A 21,526-nucleotide genomic window follows, 5' to 3' on the forward strand; every position below is an offset into this window, starting at 1 on the left:
TTATTCAGGAAGCAAAGTAAGCGGAATATCCAGATTATTCATGATTAAATCGTCTAGAGTTCCAAACGTATAGCCCATTTTTTTGGCATCTTTGATAAACATCGGTAAGCCTTCCGCATTATCAGGAGAAACTGTATGCATTAAGATAATGGCACCAGGATGGATTTGTGACATCAGTTGATCGTAGGCGTATTTGCCACCTTTTTTCTGATCCCTATGCCAATCAATAAATGCTACAGACCAGAATATATGCTGATGTCCTATTTCATTGGCTGCTTCCAGCACTTGTTCGTTAAAAATTCCTTCAGGTGGGCGAGTGACAGTAGTTCTTGTTAATGAGGTTAATTCACTTAGGCGTTTATCAAATTTTTGTAATTCTTTTTGAACCCCTTCCTTTGAAAGCTTAGCTAAGTTTGGATGACCATAAGAATGGTTGCCGATTTGATGTCCATCTGCAATCATTCGTTTAACTAGAGGGGTTGCACTTTCTAAATAATGGCCGGTCAAAAAGAATGTAGCCTGAATATTTTCGGCTTTTAAAGTGTCTAAAATACTTTCGGTATAGCCGTTTTCATAACCATTATCAAATGTAAAATATAGTATCTTTTTATCGGCAGGACCTTTATAGATCGCTCCGTGCTTTTTAAGCATAGCATCCATTTCTCCACCAGCTTCTGCTTGCTGCTGATTTGTCGCCTTTTTTAATCCCCAATGGATTTCTTCTGCTTGTGCAGAAAAAGGTTTATACATTAACCCAATACTTAAAATGATTGTAGCAATTAACATTCCTACTAAATGAGATTTCCACATAAAAACGCAACCTTTCTTTTTTAGTAGGTTGCGCCAATACGATTCAGTTATTCATCTATAAATATTGCGTAATGCACTTTCTAAATTTGGAAATTGAAACGAATACCCTTCATCTAATAATACTTGGGGAATAACATGCTGACCTTCTATTACTAGCTGACTTTTTTCACCCAATGCAAATTTTAAAGCGAAAGAGGGAACTGGAAAATAATACGGTCTTTTTAAGACGTTCGCCAAGGTTTTTCCAAAATCATTCATCCTTTTGGCGTGAGGTGCAGTGATATTGAACGGTCCACTAATGGGATGCTCTATTGCAAATAATAATGCATGAGCTACATCTTTAACATGCACCCAAGACATCCAATTATGACCTGCACCAATTGGTCCACCGACAAAAAGTTTATATGGAAGTGCCATCAATGGTAGTGCGCCTTCAGACTTCCCTAAAATAATGCCGAATCTACCACAAGCAACTCGAATCTGTAGCTTTTCTGCGCTTTGTGCTTTAAGCTCCCAATCTCTCACTGTTCTCGCCAAAAAGTCTGTTCCTTTTTCTTTCGATTTTTCTGTATATCTCCTACTAGTTGAGGCGGGATAAATGCCAATTGCACTTGCATTAACAAGCACTTTTGGTTTTACAGTTAAGGCTTTTAAAATTCTCAATACTTCATCGGTTGCTTTCATCCGGCTATCATAAATTGTTTGTTTTTGTTTTTCAGTCCATCGTCCATTATTAATCGACTCACCCGCTAAATTGACAAAAGCATCGATGCCTTCTAACTGTTTTTCAGGATTTGCAGTTTCCGATAACCATTGTACATACGTTATACCACGTTCCATTCCGTTTCTTGAACGAGACAATATATACACTTCATGTCCTTTTTGCAAAAGTAAATCAGCTAGTTCGCTTCCTACGAAGCCTGTTCCTCCAGTAATTGCAATTTTCATTTTCACCAACCTCCTTCTAACAATTATCATAACAGTTCAATCATTTATCACCAACCAAGATATACGTTATAATTGGAGAAAGACGAATGGAGAGAGGTATATATGCCGGTTATTACGAAAATTGCACGACAAAAAAACAATAATGAACGGTATAATTTATATTTGGATGAAAAGTATGCATTTAGTTTAGACGAAGCAGTACTTATAAAATATCAGCTAACAAAGGGAAAAGTCCTCGAAGCATTTACATTAGATGAAATGGTTTTTGATGATGAAGTAAGAAAGGCATTTAATAAGGCGATTAACTTTTTAAGCTACCGTATGAGAAGTGAGCATGAGGTAAAACAAAAACTTCTGCAAAATGAATTTGGTGAAGCAGTTATTTTGGAAGCAATTCGTAAGTTATATGAGTATGGCTTTCTTAACGATGAAAGCTTCACAAAAGCATTAGTAGAAACACAAAAGAAAAATAGCAAAAAAGGACCTACTGCGATTCGTCAGGAATTAAAGAAAAGAGGAATTGAAAAGAATCTTCAGGAAGAAGTGCTAGGAAACTATTCGGAAGAAGAGCAGGTCGATATTGCGAGAACGTTGGCGGAGAAAATTATTCATCAACATCAAGATAAAACACCGAGACAAATTAAACAAAAAGTTCAAGATACACTCCAAAGAAAAGGGTATAATTTTTCTATAATCACTCAAGCACTTTCCGCATTCGAATTAGAAAAGAATGAGGAAGAGTGGACGGAAATTATTGCTACACAAGGAGATAAAATTTGGCGAAAATATTCATCCAAGTATCAAGGGAATGATTTACACAGACGTATAAAGACAGCATTGTATCAAAAAGGCTTCCCTGTAGAACAAATTGATTTTTATATTGAAAAAAAGGAGCTGGAAGAGCAAGATGAGTGAAAAAAAGTACAGTGATATGACCGTAACAGAATTACGAACAGAAATCGCAAACCTAAAAGAAAAATCACGTAAGGCCGAGCAGCTTGGCATAGTAAATGAGTATGCTGTTTACGAAAGAAAAGCATTGATGGCACAAGCATTTTTAATAGATCCTGCTACTATAAAACCAGGAGAGATGTATCGTATTATTGGCGATCCAGGTGTATTCTTTCAAGTGGAATATTTAAAGGGAAGATTTGCATGGGGCTATAGATTAGGCGGAGATAAATATGAAGAAGCTTTGCCAATCTCGATGTTAGAATCCCTGGAGGAAGGTAAATAATATGCAAACTAAAATAGATGAACTAACTTACGCACTACTTGAAAAAAATGATAAATTATCAGCTGCAAAAGCAAGAGCATGGATAGAGCTTTTATGGTCGGACTTTGAATCCTCTTATGCAAAAGCAGGTTATGACTACAAAGGTGCAGCTGTCACAGAAATGGTCATTCGAAAATGGATAGATGGCTACGGTGAGCAATTGCATGATTTTGCAAACACGAACGAGAAGTACAAGCATTTACTAGAAACCGACGATTTTACCAATTAAAAACGCTAGGAAATACATCCTAGCGTTTTTCTTAAGATACAGAATCTGTCTAATTTCAAGACTTAGGCGTTTGCGCTTTTGTTCTTAATGAGGGATGAAATCTAACTTTTTGCGAAGCTTGTCCTCACTGAAGATCCAACCAGTGTAAGAATTGACTATCTCAAGGTCTTCATTCAAATGCGCTACAGCTACAAATGGATAATAATCATTACTGCGATAACGTAGATCAATTAGTCTTACTTCATAAATATGCTCAAATTCAGTGATTTCCCAACGATAAATTGGAGAAAACGAAGTAAAGGCACTTAAGTTATGATCCTTCATGGCCGCTTTTACTAAGTCAGATTTCGGCAGCGGATTACGTTCAAACTTATCATAAATAGTGATGGATCTGCCATAAGCACGTCCTACATAATGATGTGTTTTAGAAATTGCCGCTACTCTCCACTGGAGGAATTTCATCGTCGGTGCAACGATAATTTCATGAGCATCGGGAATAGTATGCTTGACCGAATTTTTGACCGCATGCTGGACGGCAAAACGTAAAATATAATAAAGGAAAATGATGGCATACATCGTAAGGAAGGTCGGAACAGGATTTAAACCTAACATCCATAATAGTAAACCGACAACATGTATACCGAAAATAATCGGATCAAATGTGTTAATAACTCCTAATGCAACCCATTTCCTTGAAAATGGCCTTAATGCTTGTGTCCCGTAAGCATTAAATATATCCACAAAAACATGTACAAAAACGGCTAAAAAGGTCCATAACCATAAATGTAGTAAATTGGCTTCCGGCATAATAAGCCATAACACACCTGCTATTAAAATAGGCCATAAAATAACCGCAGGAATTGAATGGGTAATCCCACGATGATGTCGGATATAAACAGCATTGCTGCGTAATTTTAAAACAGTATCTATATCAGGGGCTTGTGAGCCAATGATTGTACCTGCTATGACTGCAGTCGTTGTAAGTGTACTCCCTGCGACTACGGGGTCAATAAGAGATAGACCACCTAGTGCAATACCCATAACGACATGTGTACCTGTGTCCATACAACCAGCTCCTTTTAGGATTACAGCTAACTACATCTTAAAATAAATTTCTAAAAAAACAAAGCTACTATTATTCATATACCCATATTTCATGTCAATAATCGCAAGAAAGGATTTTACAGTGAACGAATTATATAAAAAGCAGGTTAGAAATGCCCTAGTTTCATGGTTTTTAAAAGAGAAACGTGATTTACCTTGGAGGAAAACTACGGATCCATATAAAATTTGGGTTTCTGAAGTGATGCTACAGCAGACGAAGGTAGATACGGTTATCCCTTATTATGAAAGATTTATCGCAAAATATCCTTCGCTTGAAGCACTTGCTAATGCGGATGAAGGAGAACTATTAAAAGAATGGGAAGGATTAGGTTACTATTCCCGTGCACGAAACCTGCAGGCTGGTGTTAAAGAGGTAGTCGAACAATATGGAAGTGTTGTTCCTTCCACTCGCAAAGATATTTCTAAGCTAAAAGGTGTTGGTCCTTATACAGCTGGTGCTGTTCTTAGTATTGCATACGGAGTTCCAGAGCATGCCGTAGATGGAAATGTCATGAGAGTATTATCTCGATTATTATTAATAAAAGAAGATATCGCTAAACCGAAAACGAAGAAAATATTTGAAGAGGCGGTAATGGATTTAATTGATCATGAAAATCCTTCAGCATTCAACCAAGGGCTCATGGAGCTAGGAGCAGTAATTTGTACTCCGACTAAACCAAAGTGTCTTTTATGTCCAGTACGTGAAAACTGTTCTGCATTTTTTGAAGGTATACAGGATGAGCTGCCAGTAAAAACAATCCAAAAGAAATCGAAGCTACATAAGGTAAAAACGGTAGTAATACGCAATAAGAGTGGACAGGTTTTATTAGAAAAAAGAGCTTCAAAAGGTTTGCTTGCGAATATGTGGCAATTCCCAATGGTCGAACTGCCAACCCCTAATCACACTGTTGAAGAGGTGATTGAACATGATTATGGGGTAGAAATAACAAAAGGTTCGTCCATAATTGAATTTAAGCATGTGTTCTCTCATCTAGTATGGGAAATAGAAAGCTTTGAAGCAGCTTTAGTTAAAGAAAAAGAACTCCGATCACAATGTGCTTGGCTAACGAAAGAAGAAATAAACGAGCAACCGATGCCGGTCCCAATGCTAAAAATATGGAATGCATGGAAAGAAAGGAAGAATGAAAATGACAACAAATAAAGTTGCGCTAGTAACAGGAAGTAGCAGAGGGTTAGGGAAAGCTATTGCCATTGAGCTTGCCAAAAATGGCTATGATATTGTAGTAAATTATGCGAGAAGTAAAACTGCAGCCCTAGAAACCGTGAAGGAAATAGAAGCGTTCGGAAGAAAAGCATTGCTAGTAAGGGCGAATGTAGGGGATGTAGAAAAACTACGAGTTATGTTCGAAACGATTAAAGAAGAATTTGGCCGATTAGATATATTTGTTAGCAACGCAGCGTCTGGTGTTTTACGTCCTATTATGGAATTAGAAGAATCACACTGGGACTGGACAATGAATATTAATGCAAAAGGAATGCTCTTTGGTGCCCAGGAAGCTGCAAAGCTAATGCCAGAAGGCGGCAAAATATTGGGAATTAGCTCTCTAGGTTCCATTCGCTATTTGGAAAACTACACAACTGTAGGAGTTTCCAAGGCTGCAATCGAGTCACTCACAAGATATTTGGCAGTAGAACTAGCTCCTAAGGGGATTGTCGTAAACACAGTTTCTGGTGGTGCTCTCGATACAGATGCACTAAAGCATTTTCCAAACCGTGAAGAATTACTAGAGGATGCCCGCATTAACACTCCAGCTGGACGGATGGTAGAAATCGAGGACATGGTAAAAACTGCTATGTTCTTACTATCAGACGATGCTTCCATGATTCGTGGACAAACTATTATTGTTGATGGCGGAAGATCAATCAAAATGTAAAATGTAGTATGTTCGATAGCTACTGAATTGCTTTACTCTCGGAGACCGGGGAGTTACTCTCGTTCCAGAGGTTTTACTCGCTCTTGGATTCCATATACTAGCGGAAGAGGAGAATTTACTCTCGTTAAGTTAAATTTATCCATAAAATAGAATTAATAAGAGTTACACTTTATAATTTGCCTTTATTAAATTGATTTAAGCAATAAAAAATTTAAAAAATGAATAAAATAATGCCATCTGCACATGATACATGTGTACGGAGGTGAAATATCCATGAAGAATAACAGAAACCAGCAGAACCAAAACCAAGAATTTGCTTCTGAAACTGATATTCAAAAAGTTAAAGAACAGAATCGTCAAGCGGAGTTGAAAAAGCAACAAGCTAGCGGTCCACAAGCAAATCGTTCTTCTAACCGAACTAAATAACATGGATTCACCAAAAATCAGCGAGGGTAAAAATACCCTCGCTGATTTTTTTACTATAGTTTTTTACAGTGAATTGTTATAATAAGAAAATAAGTATATAAAATCTAAATTTGCTCCAACACAATCGGTGGGAAAACAGAAAATACCCACGGATTAAGTTTCACTTTATGAAAAGGTGGCTAAATCATGGCGATTCCAAACGAAGGAGAAACTATTCAAATTCACAGCTACAAGCATAATGGCCGAATCCACCGTGTCTGGCAAGAAACGACGGTTTTAAAAGGAACCAAAAATATTATAATTGGTGCAAATGAACGAACGTTGGTCATTGAATCAGATGGTAGAACTTGGATTACTAGAGAACCTTCAATTTGCTACTTTCACGCCGAATATTGGTTTAACATTATTTGTATGCTACGAGAAGATGGTGTATACTATTACATCAACATGAGTTCTCCATTTGTCTATAACAATGGAATGCTAAAGTACATTGATTATGATTTAGATGTGAAGGTATTTCCTGATATGACCTACACCATTCTAGATGAGGACGAATACGAGCAACATAAAAAGGAAATGAAGTATCCAGAAGAAATTGATGGCATTCTAAATCGAAATGTTGAAAAACTTATTTCCTGGATTAAACAAAGAAGAGGTCCATTTGCTCCCGATTTTATCGAGGCTTGGACAAGTCGTTATCATTTTCAAAAACAGTTGAATGAGTAGTTGGAGAAACCTGTTGAAAACATGCAACAGGTTTTTCTCATGGTAGAAAGGAGTTTTAACATGAGTTCGATGAAAAGATATATGCAATTTGTAAAGCCGTATAACTTTCAAATTTTCTTAACGATTGTGATTGGTATTATTAAATTTGCAATTCCATTATTTATTCCGATTCTTATCAAAATTGTCATTGATGATATTATTGGAGCAGAAGCTTTAACAAATGATGAAAAAATAACGCAGTTAGTCTATTGGCTAGGAGGGACTGCATTAGTGTTTTTAGTTGTCCGTCCACCAATTGAGTACTATAGACAATATTTAGCGCAGCTGGTAAGTAACAAAATATTGTTTGATATACGTAAAAACATGTATACACATCTGCAAAAACTAAGCTTGAAATATTATTCCAACACTCGTGCTGGAGAGGTTATTTCTCGCGTTATCAATGACGTGGAGCAAACGAAAAATTTTGTCATGATCGGTTTGATGAATGTTTGGCTCGATTTAGCAACTATTCTAATCGCAATCGGAATTATGTTAACGATGAATGTAAAGCTTACTTTAGTAACGTTACTTGCTTTTCCATTTTACGCGGTTAGTGTTAAATACTTTTTCGGCAGATTACGGGAGCTAACAAGGGAGCGTTCGCAAGCGCTAGCAGGTGTTCAAAGCTACCTACATGAACGTGTTCAGGGCATGAGTATTATTAAAACATTTACTTTGGAAAAGCATGAACAAAAATTATTTGATGAAACAAATGGAGAGTTTTTGGATGCGGCAGTAAAACAAACCGTTTGGAATGCAAAAGCATTTGCCGTAGTTAATACTATTACCGATATTGCGCCTTTACTTGTTATTGCATATGCAGGCTATGAAGCGATCAATGGAAGATTATCAGTCGGAACGATGGCTGCATTTATCGCATATATTGAGCGTTTATACAGTCCGTTAAGACGTTTAGTCAATTCATCTACCACTTTAACACAGTCATTTGCTTCCATGGATAGGGTATTTGAGTTAATGGATGAAGAATATGATATTGTCGATAAAAAAGGAGCTTCTACGCTAGGGGTAGCAAGCGGTGAAGTTACCTTTTCAAATGTTTCGTTTCAGTATGAAAAAGACGGTCAAATGATTTTAGAGGATGTTAACTTCCGAGTGAACGCAGGAGAAACGGTCGCTTTTGTTGGGATGAGTGGTGGTGGTAAGTCTACTATTATTAGCTTAATCCCTAGATTTTACGATGTTTCAAATGGACAAGTCCTAATTGATGGTAAGGATGTTAAGGACGTCACGATAGAGTCATTAAGAAAGCAAATTGGTATAGTGTTGCAAGATAATATTCTCTTCAGTGATTCGGTGAAATCCAATATATTAATGGGAAAACCAGGTGCTACCGACGAAGAAGTAGTGGAAGCTGCCAAAGCTGCAAATGCACATGACTTTATTATGGAACTGCCTTATGGATACGAAACAAAGGTGGGAGAACGTGGAGTGAAGCTCTCAGGTGGTCAGAAGCAACGCGTTGCAATAGCACGAGTATTTTTAAAAAATCCACCTATTTTAGTTCTAGATGAAGCAACTTCCGCATTAGATTTAGAGAGTGAATCTTTGATACAGGATTCGTTAGAGAAACTTGCTTCTAATCGTACGACAATTATTGTTGCTCATAGGTTATCTACTATTACTCATGCAGACACTATTTTTGTTATTGAAAATGGTAAAGTGATGGAAAGCGGTTCACATGGACAATTAATGAAACAAAGAAATATTTATTATAATTTATTTCAAATCCAACAACTTGATACAGAATAGACATCAAACATCTTATAAGTGATACGTCAGCTTATAAGGTGTTTTTTTACTGTAGGAAAAGGATAGTCGTATGACTTTTCAGAAAAGTATTGCATAGTAACGATATTTGTGTAGAATAACTATTAAGTTAGAAATATTAGATTATTGTGAAAAGAGGGGACATCATGGGGGAACGACAAACGATTTTGGAAGTGAAAGATCTTCAAACATCCTTTTTCACAGATGATGGTGTTATTCCATCCGTTGATCATATTGATTTTCATGTAAGAGAAGGGGAAATTTTAGGTATCGTTGGGGAATCAGGTTGTGGAAAAAGTGTAACATCTCTATCTATTATGGGACTAGTTCCTAGCCCACCAGGAAGAATTACTAGTGGTCAAATCATATTCGAAGGAAAAGACTTAACGAAGTTTTCAGAGAAAGAAATGCGTAAAGTTCGTGGTAACGATGTTGCGATGATTTTTCAAGAGCCGATGACATCATTAAATCCTTTATTTACTATTGAAAATCAGTTGCTTGAAGCAATTACCTTACATAAGAAAGACTGGAGTAAAAAGAAAGCACACGCAAGAGCAGTAGAAATGTTAAAACTAGTTGGATTACCGAGGGCAGAAGAGCTTATGAATGACTATCCACATCAGCTGTCCGGTGGAATGAGACAACGTGTAATGATTGCTATGGCTTTAGTATGTGACCCAAAACTTTTAATAGCTGATGAACCAACTACAGCATTAGATGTAACAATTCAAGCTCAAATATTAAAACTTATGCGTGAGCTAAATGAACGACTTAACACAGCGGTAATATTAATAACCCATGATTTAGGGGTAGTGGCTGAAACTTGTGAGAGAGTAGTAGTAATGTATGCGGGAAAAGTAGTAGAAGAGGGAACTGTGGATACAATTTTTAATAACCCACAGCATCCATATACGAAAGGCTTAATTGCTTCTGTACCAGATATGCGCTATAAAAAACAACGACTTTACTCTATTCCCGGAAGTGTTCCAAAACCTGGATCGATCAATCAAGGCTGCAGATTTGCTGCTCGCTGTGAATTTGTATTTGGAAGATGTACCGAAGAAAATCCTCCACTTTACGAAACTTCAGAAGGTCATAAAACAAGATGCTTCTTATACGATGAGAAGGAGGTTTTGGCTGATGATAGAGCCGTTGTTAAAAGTTGAAGGATTAAAAAAGTATTTTCCTGTTCGCACTGGATTGTTAGGAAAGCACACGGGCAATGTGAAGGCAGTAGATGATATTTCTTTTTTCGTAAATGAAGGTGAAACTTTAGGTATAGTAGGGGAATCGGGCTGTGGAAAATCTACTACTGGCAGAATGCTTATGAGATTACTAGAGCCGACCGAAGGAAAAGTGACATTTAACGGAAAAGAGCTAACGAATATCTCCAAGGACGAAATGCGAAAGGCAAGACGTGAAATTCAAATGGTATTTCAAGATCCATATGCATCTCTAAATCCTCGACATACAATAGAAAAGATTCTAATGGAGCCCTTAATTGTCCATAATATTGGAGATCCAAAAAGTCGTAAAAAGAAAGTACATGACTTTTTAGAAATTGTCGGTTTAAGTAGTTACCATGCAAAACGCTATCCCCATCAATTTAGTGGAGGTCAACGGCAGCGTATTGGAATTGCAAGAGCGTTGATGACTAACCCTAAATTGATAATAGCGGATGAACCAGTTTCTGCACTTGATGTTTCTATCCAAGCACAGGTTTTGAATTTGATGCAAGATTTACAGAAAGAACTTAAGCTTACTTATATATTTATCGCGCATGATTTAGGGGTAGTTCGTCATATTAGTGATCGGGTAGGGGTTATGTATTTAGGGAGAATGGCAGAGCTTGCGACAAGTGAATCACTGTATGCTGTGCCTTTGCATCCATATACGAAAGCTTTACTTTCAGCAGTACCAGTACCAGATCCTGAATTTAAACGCGAACAAATCATTTTAGAAGGGGATATTCCAAGTCCCTCTAATCCACCTACAGGGTGTACTTTCCATACAAGATGTCCATTTAAAATGGATATATGTGCGAAGGAAATTCCTCAATTACAAGAGGCTAAAACTGGTCATTTTGTTGCTTGCCATTTATATAATGCGCAAGTGCAACATTGATAATAAATATTATGGAGGGGTCCAAATGGGGAAATTGAAAATATGGTCATTTTTGCTGCTGATGTTCGTCGCAATTACTGTAGTACTTGCTGCGTGTTCATCTGACGATTCATCAGACGGCGATACAAAGAAAGATAATGATAAAGGCAATTCAGACTCTGCTGAAGAAAAAGTTTTAATCTTTGGTCGTGGAGGAGACTCAGTTTCACTTGATCCTGCTGCTGTAACGGACGGTGAATCATTTAAAGTTACACAAAACGTGTTAGAAACGCTATTAAACTTTGGTCCACAAGATACTACGATTAACGAAGGATTAGCTACAAAATGGGAGCCATCTGAAGATGGACTTTCATATACGTTCACACTTCGTGAAGGAGTAAAATTCCATGACGGAACAGACTTCAACGCAGAAGCAGTAGTGAAAAACTTTGAACGTTGGGCAGGCGGTTCTGAAGATCTATTCCCATATTATGGGTCTATGTTCGGTGGATATGCTGGTGATGAAGGTCACGTAATCGAATCAGTTACTGCTGAAGGAGATTACACGGTAGTATTTAAGCTTACTCGTGCACAAGCACCTTTCTTAAAAAATATTGCAATGAGTCCTTTCGCTATAGCAAGTCCGACTGCATTTGAAGCAGCTGGCGACAAATTTGGTGATAGCCCAGTAGGTACTGGACCATTCAAATTTGTAGAATGGAAGCGTAATGATTCGATTACTATCGAAAAAAATGAAGATTATTGGAATTCAGAAGAACCTAAATTAGATAAAGTTGTTTTCCGTGCTATTCCAGATAACTCTGCACGTTTAAATTCTCTTTTAACGGGTGAAATTGACTTAGCTGATGGAGTAAATCCTTCCGATGGAGCTACAGTAGAATCCGAAGATGCTTTGCAATTATTTGAACGTCCATCTATGAATATTGGGTACCTTGGTTTAACAAGCACACGCCCACCATTTGATAACCAAAAAGTTCGTCAAGCTGTAAACTATGCAATTGACAAACAAGCGATTGTTGATGCCTTCTTTGAAGGGCGCGCAGAAGTAGCGAAAAACCCTATGCCACCATCAATTAGTGGATACAATGAGGACGTTGCTGGATACGAATATGATCCAGAAAAAGCGAAGCAATTATTAGCAGAAGCTGGTTTGGCGGATGGCTTTAAAATGGATCTATGGGCAATGCCTGTCCCACGTCCATACATGCCAGATGGTGCTAAAGTTGCGGAAGCTATTCAGAAAAACTTAGCTGATGTTGGTATCACTGCTAATATCGTATCTTATGAATGGGCTACTTATTTAGAAAAAGCTCGTAACGGAGAAGCGGATGCTTTCTTATTAGGTTGGACAGGTGACAATGGAGATGCGGATAACTTCCTTTATGTATTACTTGATGAGGATAATATCGGAAGCAATAACTACAGCTATTATAGCAACCCTGAAACACATAAGATTTTAATAGAAGCACAAACAGAAGTTGATGAAGACAAACGTAATGAACTTTATAAACAAGCACAAGAAATTATCTCGGAGGATGCTCCTTGGGTACCACTTGCACACTCAACACCATTACTAGCAGGTGATGCAAAAATCATTAATTTCTTACCACATCCGACTGGTTCTGACAGATTAAACAAGGTCGACTTTAAGTAATATGCTTAAGGGGGGAGGTCTTCGTGATTTCTCCCCTTTCTTTATTTAAAAATTAGAGAGGTGAAGAAAATGCTTCACTATATCGGTAAACGATTATTACAACTGATACCTGTATTACTTGGTATGACATTTGTTGTGTTCATGATTATACGGGCAATTCCTGGTAATCCTGCTCAAGTAATATTAGGACAATTAGCATCTAAAGAAGCGATAGAAGCATTAGAGATTAAACTAGGCTTAAACGAGCCTTGGTATACCCAATACTTCGACTATTTAGTAGGTCTCTTAAAAGGTGATCTCGGTGAATCAATGCGAACAGTCCAACCGGTTGCGAAAGAGATTTGGCCTTACTTAGCTGCCACTATCGAGCTTGCTTTCTTCGCTATTATTCTTGCGGTTATCATTGGCGTGAATGCAGGTATTATTTCTGCTTGGTTCCAAAATTCCTGGTTCGATTATATGGCAATGGTTCTAGCATTAATCGGTGTGTCGATGCCAATCTTTTGGCTAGGGCTGATGGAACAATGGATTTTTGGTATTGAATTGCAATGGCTTCCAACTACAGGGCGAGAAGAGGTTCGAGATCCTGTTAATTCCATTACAAGTTTATATATTATAGATACCATTATACAAGGCAGATTCGATCAGCTAGGTACGGTATTAAAGCATTTAGTATTACCGGGAATTGCTTTAGCGACAATTCCAATGGCGATTATCGCTCGTATGACGAGATCAAGTATGCTTGAAGTAATGCGTGCAGATTATGTTCGTACTGCGAGAGCGAAAGGTCAGAAAATGTTTTGGGTTGTTTACAAACATGCTTTAAAAAATGCTATTATTCCTGTGTTAACTGTAATTGGTTTGCAAACAGGACTCTTATTAGGAGGGGCAATCTTAACAGAGACTATCTTTGGCTGGCCTGGAATCGGAAGATACATTTATGAAGCTATTCAGTTCCGTGACTATCCTGTTATTCAGTCAGGTATACTTGTTGTCGCATTTATATTTGTTATGATCAATTTATTCGTAGATATATTGTATGGGTTAGTAGATCCAAGGATCAAATATGATTAAAAGGAGGAATAGATATGTCCGAAATGGTTCCGAACTCGACAAATGATCAAGTAATAGCGGTTAAAGAAACGTCGACCGGTCCTTGGCGTGATGCATGGCGGAGCTTCCGTAAAAACAAAGGAGCGCTTGTAGGAGCAATGATTGTCTTATTCTTCGTGTTTTTAGCATTTTTTGGTCCTTTATTTGCACCCCAAGGTATTAATGATCAACTTTTAACAGATCGGTTAAAGCCGCCCTCTGGTCAATACTGGTTCGGCACTGATGATTTTGGTCGTGATATTTTTTCACGCATAATCCATGGTGCACGAATTTCATTAATGGTAGGATTTTTCTCTGTAATTGGTTCAGTTGTAGTTGGTAGCATTTTAGGTATTATTGCAGGCTACTATGGAAAATGGATAGACATGATTATATCTAGAATTTTCGATATTATGTTAGCTTTTCCAAGTATTCTATTGGCAATAGCAGTAGTATCTGTTCTAGGACCTTCTTTACAAAATGCATTAATTGCTATCGCGATTATTAATATACCGAACTTTGGTCGCTTAATAAGATCGAAAGTTCTTAGTATTAAAGAAGAGGAATACATAACATCTGCAAAAGCTATTGGGATGAGAGATATCCGTATTTTGTTTTCTCATATACTACCTAATTCAATGGCACCGGTTATTGTTGCAGGTACACTAGCAATTGCGTCAGCCATTATTGAAGCAGCAGCACTTGGGTTCTTAGGACTTGGTGCACAAGCGCCTGCTCCTGAGTGGGGGAAGATGCTAGCGGATGCGCGTATGTATTTAAGGAATGCTCCGTGGACGATGATTTTCCCAGGACTTGCAATTATGTTGACAGTAGTAGGATTTAACTTGATGGGTGATGGACTCCGAGATGCACTCGATCCGAAGATGAAAAACTAACAAATAAGCCACCTAGCAATTAGTTGCTAGGTGGCTTTCATTATGAATCGGTTGAATACTAGTAATTATCGGTAGAAACTTCTATTTTTTAATAAGGCGATTCTTCCATTTGAACAGTCAGTTCCTCACTATGAAAGTTTTGATAGGATGTAATCAGTTTATCCACATGCTCCAATTGTTCCTCGTACTTTAACATTGACGATATTAAATGCAGGAGGTGGTAAGAAGAAAACTCTTCTTCCATTTGAGTAATGGTAATTTGTTTGACGAAAATATCCATTACCTCTTGTCTTTGTATAAATGCCTCAGAATCGTTCTCTTCAACATGCTCAGGTTTTAACTTACCGATGAACTTCAAATGGAGCTGTTCGTGGTAGGTTAATAGAGCATCTAATCTTTCTTGTATCATCATCCGAAAATGTTCCGGTAGGTGAGTCAATTCATGTTCATGGAGATGTAATTTTTTGAGTACATCTAAACTTTTATAAGATGTGGATATTAATTCACGGTAAACGACCAATTTTCTACCCTTTGTGAATATTGCTTTTTTCGTATATCCACGTTCTTCTTTAAAGAAAGAATATAGTTGATCAACTCTTACTAGTCTTTCTTTTAATTGGTTAATTGTTTGTTTAGTCGATTGATGATCCGATGCCTGTCTTACTGTTATACGTAGCCACCGGATTATCTCATCCTGCGTATAGTGAATTGCGTTAAAAAGCTTCTTTTCAAATTTAGGAGGTAAAAATACTAGATTTACAATAAACGCTGATATAACTCCTACTAGAATTGTTGCAAAACGTACTACTGCAAATACTAAAAAGTCATCTCCTTGTATTTCCATAATTGCGATTACCGTTACAAGTGCTAGTGTTAGGGCACTCTCTAATTTTAATTTTAGCATTATTGTAATTGTGATAATTGCTGCAAATCCTACGATTACATAATCTTTTCCGAAAGCTAGAGAGAACAAAACTGCAATAATGGCTCCAATTATATTCCCTTGAACTTGTTCAGTTGCTGTTTTATAGGATCTATAAATAGAAGGTTGAATAGCGAAAATTGCTGCTATTCCCGCAAATACAGGATTAGGAAGCTGAAGTAAGTCCGCTATGAATAAAGAAAATACAATAGCTACCCCAGTTTTAAATATTCGAGCTCCTAATTTCATTAAACCCTATCCTTTCGTAAGAAACAGTGTACCTCATTATCCGAGTTCAGCAAAAGCATTATCAACCGCTTTAATTGTTTCTTGAATATCTTCCTCTGTATGGGCAGTAGTTATAAACCAAGCTTCATATTTAGATGGTGCTAAGTTAATACCTTGGTTAAGCATCAACTTAAAGAATTTAGCAAACATTTCACCATCGCTTGCTTCAGCTTGTTCATAGTTTTCTACCTTTATATCTGTAAAGTATACGGATAGAGCACCTTTAATACGATTTATAGTAATCGTTACATTATGTTTTTGGGCAGCTTCTAGAATACCAGCTTCAAGTAGTGCACCTAGTCTATCTAGTTCGTCATATAATCCTGGAGTTTGTAGAACTTCTAAACAAGCAATCCCTGCTTGCATTGACGCTGGATTACCTGCCATTGTTCCAGCTTGGTATGCTGGTCCTAATGGAGCAACCTGTTCCATAATTTCCTTTTTGCCACCATAAGCTCCAATCGGTAGACCTCCACCGATGATTTTCCCTAATGCTGTTAAGTCTGGTGTTTGATCTAACAAAGTAGATGCAGCCCCATAATGGAAGCGGAATGCAGTAATTACTTCGTCGTAAATGACTAATGCACCTTTGTGTTTAGCTATTTTATGAACTAGTGGAAGGAAGCCTTCATTTGGTTCTACCATACCGAAGTTTCCTACGATTGGTTCCACTAAAATACATGCTAGTTCGTCTCCCCATTTCTCCATTGCTTCTTCATAAGCCTTTGGATCATTGAATGGAATAGTAATTACTTCTTTTGCGATAGATTTAGGAACACCTGCAGAATCTGGTGTACCAAGTGTAGCTGGACCAGAGCCGGCTGCAACTAAAACTAAATCGGAATGCCCATGATAGCATCCGGCAAACTTCATCACTTTTGTTCTGCCCGTGTATGCGCGAGCAACTCGAATTGTTGTCATTACTGCCTCGGTCCCTGAGTTAACAAAGCGAACCTTATCCATAGAAGGAATAGCATCTTTTAGCATTTTAGCAAAGGTTACTTCATGTTTTGTAGGAGTACCATATAAAAGACCAGTTTGAGCAGCTTTTGTGATTGCTTCTGTGATATGAGGATGTGCATGCCCAGTAATAATTGGACCATATGCAGCTAAATAGTCGATATATTTGTTGCCATCGACGTCATAAAAATAAGCACCTTCCGCTCTTTCCATAACGATTGGTGCTCCGCCACCTACAGCTTTGTAAGATCTCGATGGACTGTTCACGCCACCTACTATATGTTCTAATGCTTCTACTTGTATTAGTTCTGATTGTGTTTGTTTCAATGTATTAGCCTCCGCTCAGTTTATTTATAGATAGAAAGTATAACGTTTCTATCCAATTATTGTCTAGTATACTAATTGTTTAAGTTCTTCTTAATTGTAGACAATAATAAGTGAAATTGCTAAGAAAATTGAACATAATGACTAACTTCGATACGATATAAATAGGAGGGATTATGATGGAAAAACTAGAAGGTATGATAGCACCAGACTTTTCATTGAAAAATGAAAAAGGAGAAATTGTTTCACTAAAGGATTTTGCAGGTAAGAAATATGTCGTTTTGTACTTTTATCCGAAAGATGCTACACCAGGATGTACAACAGAAGCATGTGATTTCAAAACCGCTTTTACAAGTTTTACAGAATTAAACGCTGTTATTCTCGGGGTTAGTCCAGATGATGAAAAGGCTCATACAAAATTTATAGCTAAGCATGGGTTGCCATTTTCTCTACTAGTAGATGATACTCATGAAGTTTCCGAAGCATATGGAGTATGGAAACTGAAAAAGAATTTTGGAAAAGAATATATGGGTATTGAACGTTCTACATTTCTAATCGATCCAACTGGAACAGTTGTAAAACAATGGAACAAAGTTAAAGTCGATGGACATGTTGAAGAAGCATTACAAACATTACAAACATTAGTGACAGAAGGGTAACAAGTATGAAAATATTGTTTTCTTTTTTACCAAAACAGGAGCAACAAATAGAATTACAAGATAAGTTTCCAGATGCAGAATTTGTTTTTCAAAAAGGTTTGAATGAAGAACTATTAAAATCATCACAGATTTTAGTTACGTACGGGGAAGACTTACATGCAAATCATCTCGAAACGGCAAAGGAACTTAAATGGATTATGGTGGCTTCGGCTGGGCTAGAAAAAATGCCACTCCAGGAAATTGCAAAAAGAGGAATTGTCGTTACAAATGTACGAGGAATTCACAAAACTCCGATGGCAGAAACGATTTTAGCACATATACTTTCTATTAAAAAGTCACTCCCATTGATCCTAGAGAACCAACGTAACGGGGAATGGTCCAAGCGAGTTTTTCCTGCTGAATTACTAGGTTCAACTGCGATAATATTAGGTCCCGGTGCAATAGGAGGGGAAGTTGGGAGAATACTTCAAGCTTTTGGTGTGCATACGATAGGATGTAATAGCAGTGGACGTACAGCTCCGTATATGGACGAAATGGTGATCTTTGATAATTTAACTGAAGTATTACCGAAAGCTGATATTGTCATTTCCATTTTACCGAGCACAGAACAAACAAAAGGATTAATCACATACGAGCATTTACAGTGTATGAAACAAACAACAATCTTTATGAATTTTGGTCGTGGTGATTTAGTGAAAGAAGAACACCTACTACGTGCATTAGAAGAAGAGAAAATTGCATATGCTGTACTAGATGTTTTTGAAAAAGAACCACTTGCAGAAGGGCATCCATTCTGGAACATGAAAAATGTTGTCGTTTCTCCGCATGTTTCAAGTCACTCTTCTCAGTACGTGGTTCGTGCCTTGGAAATTTTCTCAAGAAATTTAAGTGCTTGGGTAGAGCAGCGGCCATTGGAAAATGAAATCGAATTAAATAAAGGCTACTAATCTATGTCCTTCTATCCTAAGGTGTAATAAATTTGACAGTTCATATCTTTTTTATTTATACTTATTGTAACAATTATAATCAAAGAATGAATATGAAAAGAGGTGCATTGCGATGACGGAAGTACATTTAAGAGATGCTTTAGATACATTAAAATCAACTGGTGTACGTATTACGCCTCAACGCCATGCGATACTGGAATTTATTATCCAATCTATGTCACATCCCACAGCGGACGATATATATAAAGCACTTGAAAGTAAATTTCCTAGCATGAGTGTTGCAACTGTTTACAATAACTTACGTGTTTTTAGAGAAGCAGGACTTGTGAAAGAGTTAACATACGGCGATTCTTCTAGCCGTTTCGATTTTGTTACAAATGATCATTATCATATGATTTGTGATGCGTGTGGAAAAATAGTTGATTTTCATTATCCAGGATTAGATGAAGTAGAACATTTAGCTTCTCATTTAACTGGGTTTGATGTAAGTTATCATCGAATGGAGATTTACGGTGTTTGTCCAACATGTAAAGAACACGCAACCAAAGTTCAATAAGTAAAACCGAGCGCAGTAAATACGCTCGGTTTTTTTGTTTTTCTAGAAAATTATAAAATTCTGGACCTTTGGATACCTACTTACAGGTGATTCTTGGTATAGACTCCAGCGCTTTTCAAGGCTAACCTAGGCGCTTGCACATTAGTTCTTTTATTTTTTCTTGTTCAATGCTTCACTAAATTCTTGCCCTTCAAGATTAGGGTCAAGTGTTAACGGTTCCTTACAATACATACACATATCTACTCTACCTAAAACTTTAGTATGCTTTCCACAGTTTGGACATACTACAGGAACTGCTTTGGTAGATAATAATCCTATCCACCCATAGACAGCAGTACTTGCTATAATAGAGAGTAGCCCAAGAGTCACAAAAATAGTAACTAAGATACCGTTATCTTTAAAGAATATTGCACCGTACATTATGATAAAGCCAAAGAATATAAGTCCCAGTGCAAAGGAGCGTATTCGATTTATTTTATTTTTATAGGGTTTCATTTTCAACCTCCTAATTTCTACATACACTATATCATATTTTAATATAAAATTAAGTTTTGAATTAATCTCTAGAAGGAAAAATAGAAAATTTGTCGAAAATTTATTAGAAGAAGGAAATAAAGGAGGCTTCATTTTTGGAAGCATTATTGAGACCAATTTATCAAGAAAGAGCTAGTGAACCGAATACACTAGGTATTATATTAGTAGAGAAGCGGGCAGAATTTAGCCCTATTACAGATATGTTGGATTCCATATTATTTATCATTACCAAAGAATCCTCTGTCCCGGTATTTACAAAACATTATACATATGGGGATAAAAAAACTGCACTTCATATAATAACAGAGAAGCAGCTCAGAAAATGGTTGCTATTAGGGACTAATCCTAAAATGGTAGATTGGTTAATCAATGGTCGTGTGGTTTTTGATCGAAATGAATATGTAGAAAGTTTGAAACAGGAGCTTTACGTATTCCCGGTAAGTGGCAGGAAAGCTCGTATGGGTATTGAGTTTGCTAAGCTAACTAGAAGATATCTAGAAGGTAAATTATTTTTTGAACAACACAATTTCCTAGATGCTTATAATCATATGGTAGATTCTCTACATCATTTAGCACGTTTAGCTGTTTTTGAGAATGGCATGCATCCAGAAGTAATGGTTTGGAAGCAAGTAAAACAATTAGATCCTTCTATATATAAATTGTACGATGAGTTAATCTCTAGTGAGGAATCGTTAGAGAAAAGATTAGAGCTACTATTTTTAGCAAGTGATTTCTTAATCCATTCACGTACAAAAGATGGAGCACAGCATATTATAGAAGTGTTAGCTTCAAAAGAGTTTTGGACTATCCAAGAAATCCATGAGCAGGAAGAGCTTAAAAACTATTCGGTAGATCTTGAGGTTTTCATCGAGTTTCTAATAGATAAAGGATATATTTTAATCGAAAAACAACAGACGAAAAGCAATGAAATCATGCATAGATACTATAAAGTAATTCAATAGGAACGATACTTAAAAACGGACAATTAATTTTGTTCGTTTTTATTGTTGACATATGAATTATTTACGTGTTATTATAATAAGCGTCGTCAAAAGCACTACAAACTTTTTAAGTAAATAATAGTGAAAAAAGTTTTCGAAAAAACTTCTTGACACTTACTGTGTACGATGGTAAATTAGAGAAGTCGCAAAAAACGACAACGCAAATTGAACATTGAAAACTGAACATGCAAAACGTTAAGAAATATAGCTTGAAAGATTAACTTGATTAATCTGATAGCAAAACAATTTGGACATCATTTAATGATGATGCCAGCAAAACAAAATGAGCTTTTTAAGTTCTCTATTATGGAGAGTTTGATCCTGG

23 protein-coding genes are annotated in these 21,526 nt (G+C 36.8%); 17 read left to right on the top strand and 6 right to left on the bottom strand.

Features of this window, described 5'->3' with window-relative positions:
• Positions 1 to 810, bottom strand: a complete 810-nt coding sequence (locus BLR36_RS16390) for a polysaccharide deacetylase family protein (RefSeq protein WP_093062818.1) — start codon at positions 808 to 810, stop codon at positions 1 to 3.
• A 51-nt stretch (positions 811 to 861) separates the two neighbouring features.
• Positions 862 to 1,758 carry a TIGR01777 family oxidoreductase gene (locus BLR36_RS16395; RefSeq protein ID WP_093062819.1) on the bottom strand — a complete coding sequence of 299 codons (897 nt, stop codon included), beginning with the start codon at positions 1,756 to 1,758 and terminating at the stop codon, positions 862 to 864.
• 102 nt (positions 1,759 to 1,860) lie between these two features.
• Here BLR36_RS16395 and recX point away from each other — a divergent pair, with 102 nt between their 5' ends.
• From recX to BLR36_RS16410, 3 genes are read left to right on the top strand one after another with little or no spacing between them, the layout of a single operon-like run.
• Positions 1,861 to 2,673 (top strand): recombination regulator RecX, encoded by an 813-nt coding sequence (gene recX, locus BLR36_RS16400; protein ID WP_093062820.1) that lies wholly within the window; start codon positions 1,861 to 1,863, stop codon positions 2,671 to 2,673.
• On the top strand, positions 2,666 to 2,995 hold the full coding sequence (locus tag BLR36_RS16405) for a YfhH family protein (RefSeq protein WP_093062821.1): 330 nt from the start codon (positions 2,666 to 2,668) through the stop codon (positions 2,993 to 2,995). Before recX ends, BLR36_RS16405 begins: the two co-directional genes overlap by 8 nt.
• Before the next feature lies 1 nt (position 2,996).
• Positions 2,997 to 3,263: a YfhJ family protein gene (locus BLR36_RS16410; RefSeq protein ID WP_093062822.1), complete on the top strand. Its 267-nt coding sequence runs from the start codon at positions 2,997 to 2,999 to the stop codon at positions 3,261 to 3,263.
• Positions 3,264 to 3,347: 84 nt separating this feature from the next.
• Here the strand turns inward: BLR36_RS16410 and BLR36_RS16415 are convergent, their stop codons facing one another.
• Positions 3,348 to 4,328: a metal-dependent hydrolase gene (locus BLR36_RS16415; RefSeq protein WP_093062823.1), complete on the bottom strand. Its 981-nt coding sequence runs from the start codon at positions 4,326 to 4,328 to the stop codon at positions 3,348 to 3,350.
• Between the two features lie 121 nt (positions 4,329 to 4,449).
• On the opposite strand from BLR36_RS16415, the gene mutY reads away from it, so the two are divergent.
• The 10 genes from mutY to nikC all read left to right on the top strand — a co-directional run bounded on the left by mutY (position 4,450) and on the right by nikC (position 15,010).
• Entirely contained in the window at positions 4,450 to 5,529 is a 1,080-nt protein-coding gene (gene mutY / locus BLR36_RS16420) for an A/G-specific adenine glycosylase (protein ID WP_093062824.1), read from the top strand.
• A complete protein-coding gene (gene fabL, locus BLR36_RS16425) occupies positions 5,516 to 6,262 on the top strand; it encodes an enoyl-[acyl-carrier-protein] reductase FabL (RefSeq protein WP_093062825.1) in 747 nt (248 codons plus the stop codon). Before mutY ends, fabL begins: the two co-directional genes overlap by 14 nt.
• A 273-nt stretch (positions 6,263 to 6,535) precedes the next feature.
• Positions 6,536 to 6,688: a gamma-type small acid-soluble spore protein gene (locus BLR36_RS16430; RefSeq protein WP_254771439.1), complete on the top strand. Its 153-nt coding sequence runs from the start codon at positions 6,536 to 6,538 to the stop codon at positions 6,686 to 6,688.
• A 186-nt stretch (positions 6,689 to 6,874) separates the two neighbouring features.
• The gene (locus BLR36_RS16435) at positions 6,875 to 7,414 is read left to right on the top strand and encodes a nucleoside tri-diphosphate phosphatase (RefSeq protein WP_093062827.1); all 540 of its coding nucleotides are present in this window, start codon (positions 6,875 to 6,877) and stop codon (positions 7,412 to 7,414) included.
• Between the two features lie 60 nt (positions 7,415 to 7,474).
• Positions 7,475 to 9,226, top strand: coding sequence for an ABC transporter ATP-binding protein (locus BLR36_RS16440; protein WP_093062828.1), 1,752 nt, complete (start codon positions 7,475 to 7,477; stop codon positions 9,224 to 9,226).
• A 164-nt stretch (positions 9,227 to 9,390) separates the two neighbouring features.
• A complete protein-coding gene (locus BLR36_RS16445; protein ID WP_093062829.1) occupies positions 9,391 to 10,410 on the top strand; it encodes an ABC transporter ATP-binding protein in 1,020 nt (339 codons plus the stop codon).
• A complete protein-coding gene (locus BLR36_RS16450; RefSeq protein WP_093062830.1) occupies positions 10,385 to 11,368 on the top strand; it encodes an ABC transporter ATP-binding protein in 984 nt (327 codons plus the stop codon). The genes BLR36_RS16445 and BLR36_RS16450 overlap by 26 nt, the downstream gene beginning before the upstream one ends.
• Before the next feature lie 25 nt (positions 11,369 to 11,393).
• A complete protein-coding gene (locus tag BLR36_RS16455; RefSeq protein WP_093062831.1) occupies positions 11,394 to 13,022 on the top strand; it encodes an ABC transporter substrate-binding protein in 1,629 nt (542 codons plus the stop codon).
• A 69-nt stretch (positions 13,023 to 13,091) separates the two neighbouring features.
• Positions 13,092 to 14,096, top strand: coding sequence for an ABC transporter permease (locus BLR36_RS16460; protein ID WP_093062832.1), 1,005 nt, complete (start codon positions 13,092 to 13,094; stop codon positions 14,094 to 14,096).
• A 23-nt stretch (positions 14,097 to 14,119) separates the two neighbouring features.
• Positions 14,120 to 15,010: a nickel transporter permease gene (gene nikC, locus BLR36_RS16465; protein WP_093062851.1), complete on the top strand. Its 891-nt coding sequence runs from the start codon at positions 14,120 to 14,122 to the stop codon at positions 15,008 to 15,010.
• Between the two features lie 88 nt (positions 15,011 to 15,098).
• Here the strand turns inward: nikC and BLR36_RS16470 are convergent, their stop codons facing one another.
• Positions 15,099 to 16,181, bottom strand: coding sequence for an FUSC family protein (locus BLR36_RS16470; protein WP_093062833.1), 1,083 nt, complete (start codon positions 16,179 to 16,181; stop codon positions 15,099 to 15,101).
• A 36-nt stretch (positions 16,182 to 16,217) separates the two neighbouring features.
• Positions 16,218 to 17,507: a glutamate-1-semialdehyde 2,1-aminomutase gene (locus BLR36_RS16475; protein WP_093062834.1), complete on the bottom strand. Its 1,290-nt coding sequence runs from the start codon at positions 17,505 to 17,507 to the stop codon at positions 16,218 to 16,220.
• A 176-nt stretch (positions 17,508 to 17,683) separates the two neighbouring features.
• Here BLR36_RS16475 and bcp point away from each other — a divergent pair, with 176 nt between their 5' ends.
• The 3 genes from bcp (at position 17,684) to perR (ending at position 19,666) form a co-directional block, all read left to right on the top strand.
• Positions 17,684 to 18,163 (top strand): thioredoxin-dependent thiol peroxidase, encoded by a 480-nt coding sequence (bcp, locus tag BLR36_RS16480; RefSeq protein ID WP_093062835.1) that lies wholly within the window; start codon positions 17,684 to 17,686, stop codon positions 18,161 to 18,163.
• Between the two features lie 5 nt (positions 18,164 to 18,168).
• A complete protein-coding gene (locus BLR36_RS16485) occupies positions 18,169 to 19,110 on the top strand; it encodes a D-2-hydroxyacid dehydrogenase (RefSeq protein ID WP_093062836.1) in 942 nt (313 codons plus the stop codon).
• 112 nt (positions 19,111 to 19,222) lie between these two features.
• Entirely contained in the window at positions 19,223 to 19,666 is a 444-nt protein-coding gene (perR, locus tag BLR36_RS16490) for a peroxide-responsive transcriptional repressor PerR (protein WP_139185114.1), read from the top strand.
• A gap of 150 nt (positions 19,667 to 19,816) precedes the next feature.
• Here perR and BLR36_RS16495 read toward each other — a convergent pair whose 3' ends face one another.
• Positions 19,817 to 20,161 (bottom strand): YgzB family protein, encoded by a 345-nt coding sequence (locus tag BLR36_RS16495; RefSeq protein ID WP_093062838.1) that lies wholly within the window; start codon positions 20,159 to 20,161, stop codon positions 19,817 to 19,819.
• 134 nt (positions 20,162 to 20,295) lie between these two features.
• Between BLR36_RS16495 and BLR36_RS16500 the strand changes: the two genes are divergently transcribed.
• The gene (locus tag BLR36_RS16500; protein ID WP_093062839.1) at positions 20,296 to 21,162 is read left to right on the top strand and encodes a nucleotidyltransferase-like protein; all 867 of its coding nucleotides are present in this window, start codon (positions 20,296 to 20,298) and stop codon (positions 21,160 to 21,162) included.
• Positions 21,163 to 21,526 lie beyond the last annotated feature (364 nt).

Source organism: Psychrobacillus sp. OK028 (assembly GCF_900103605.1).
GTDB lineage: Bacteria > Bacillota > Bacilli > Bacillales_A > Planococcaceae > Psychrobacillus.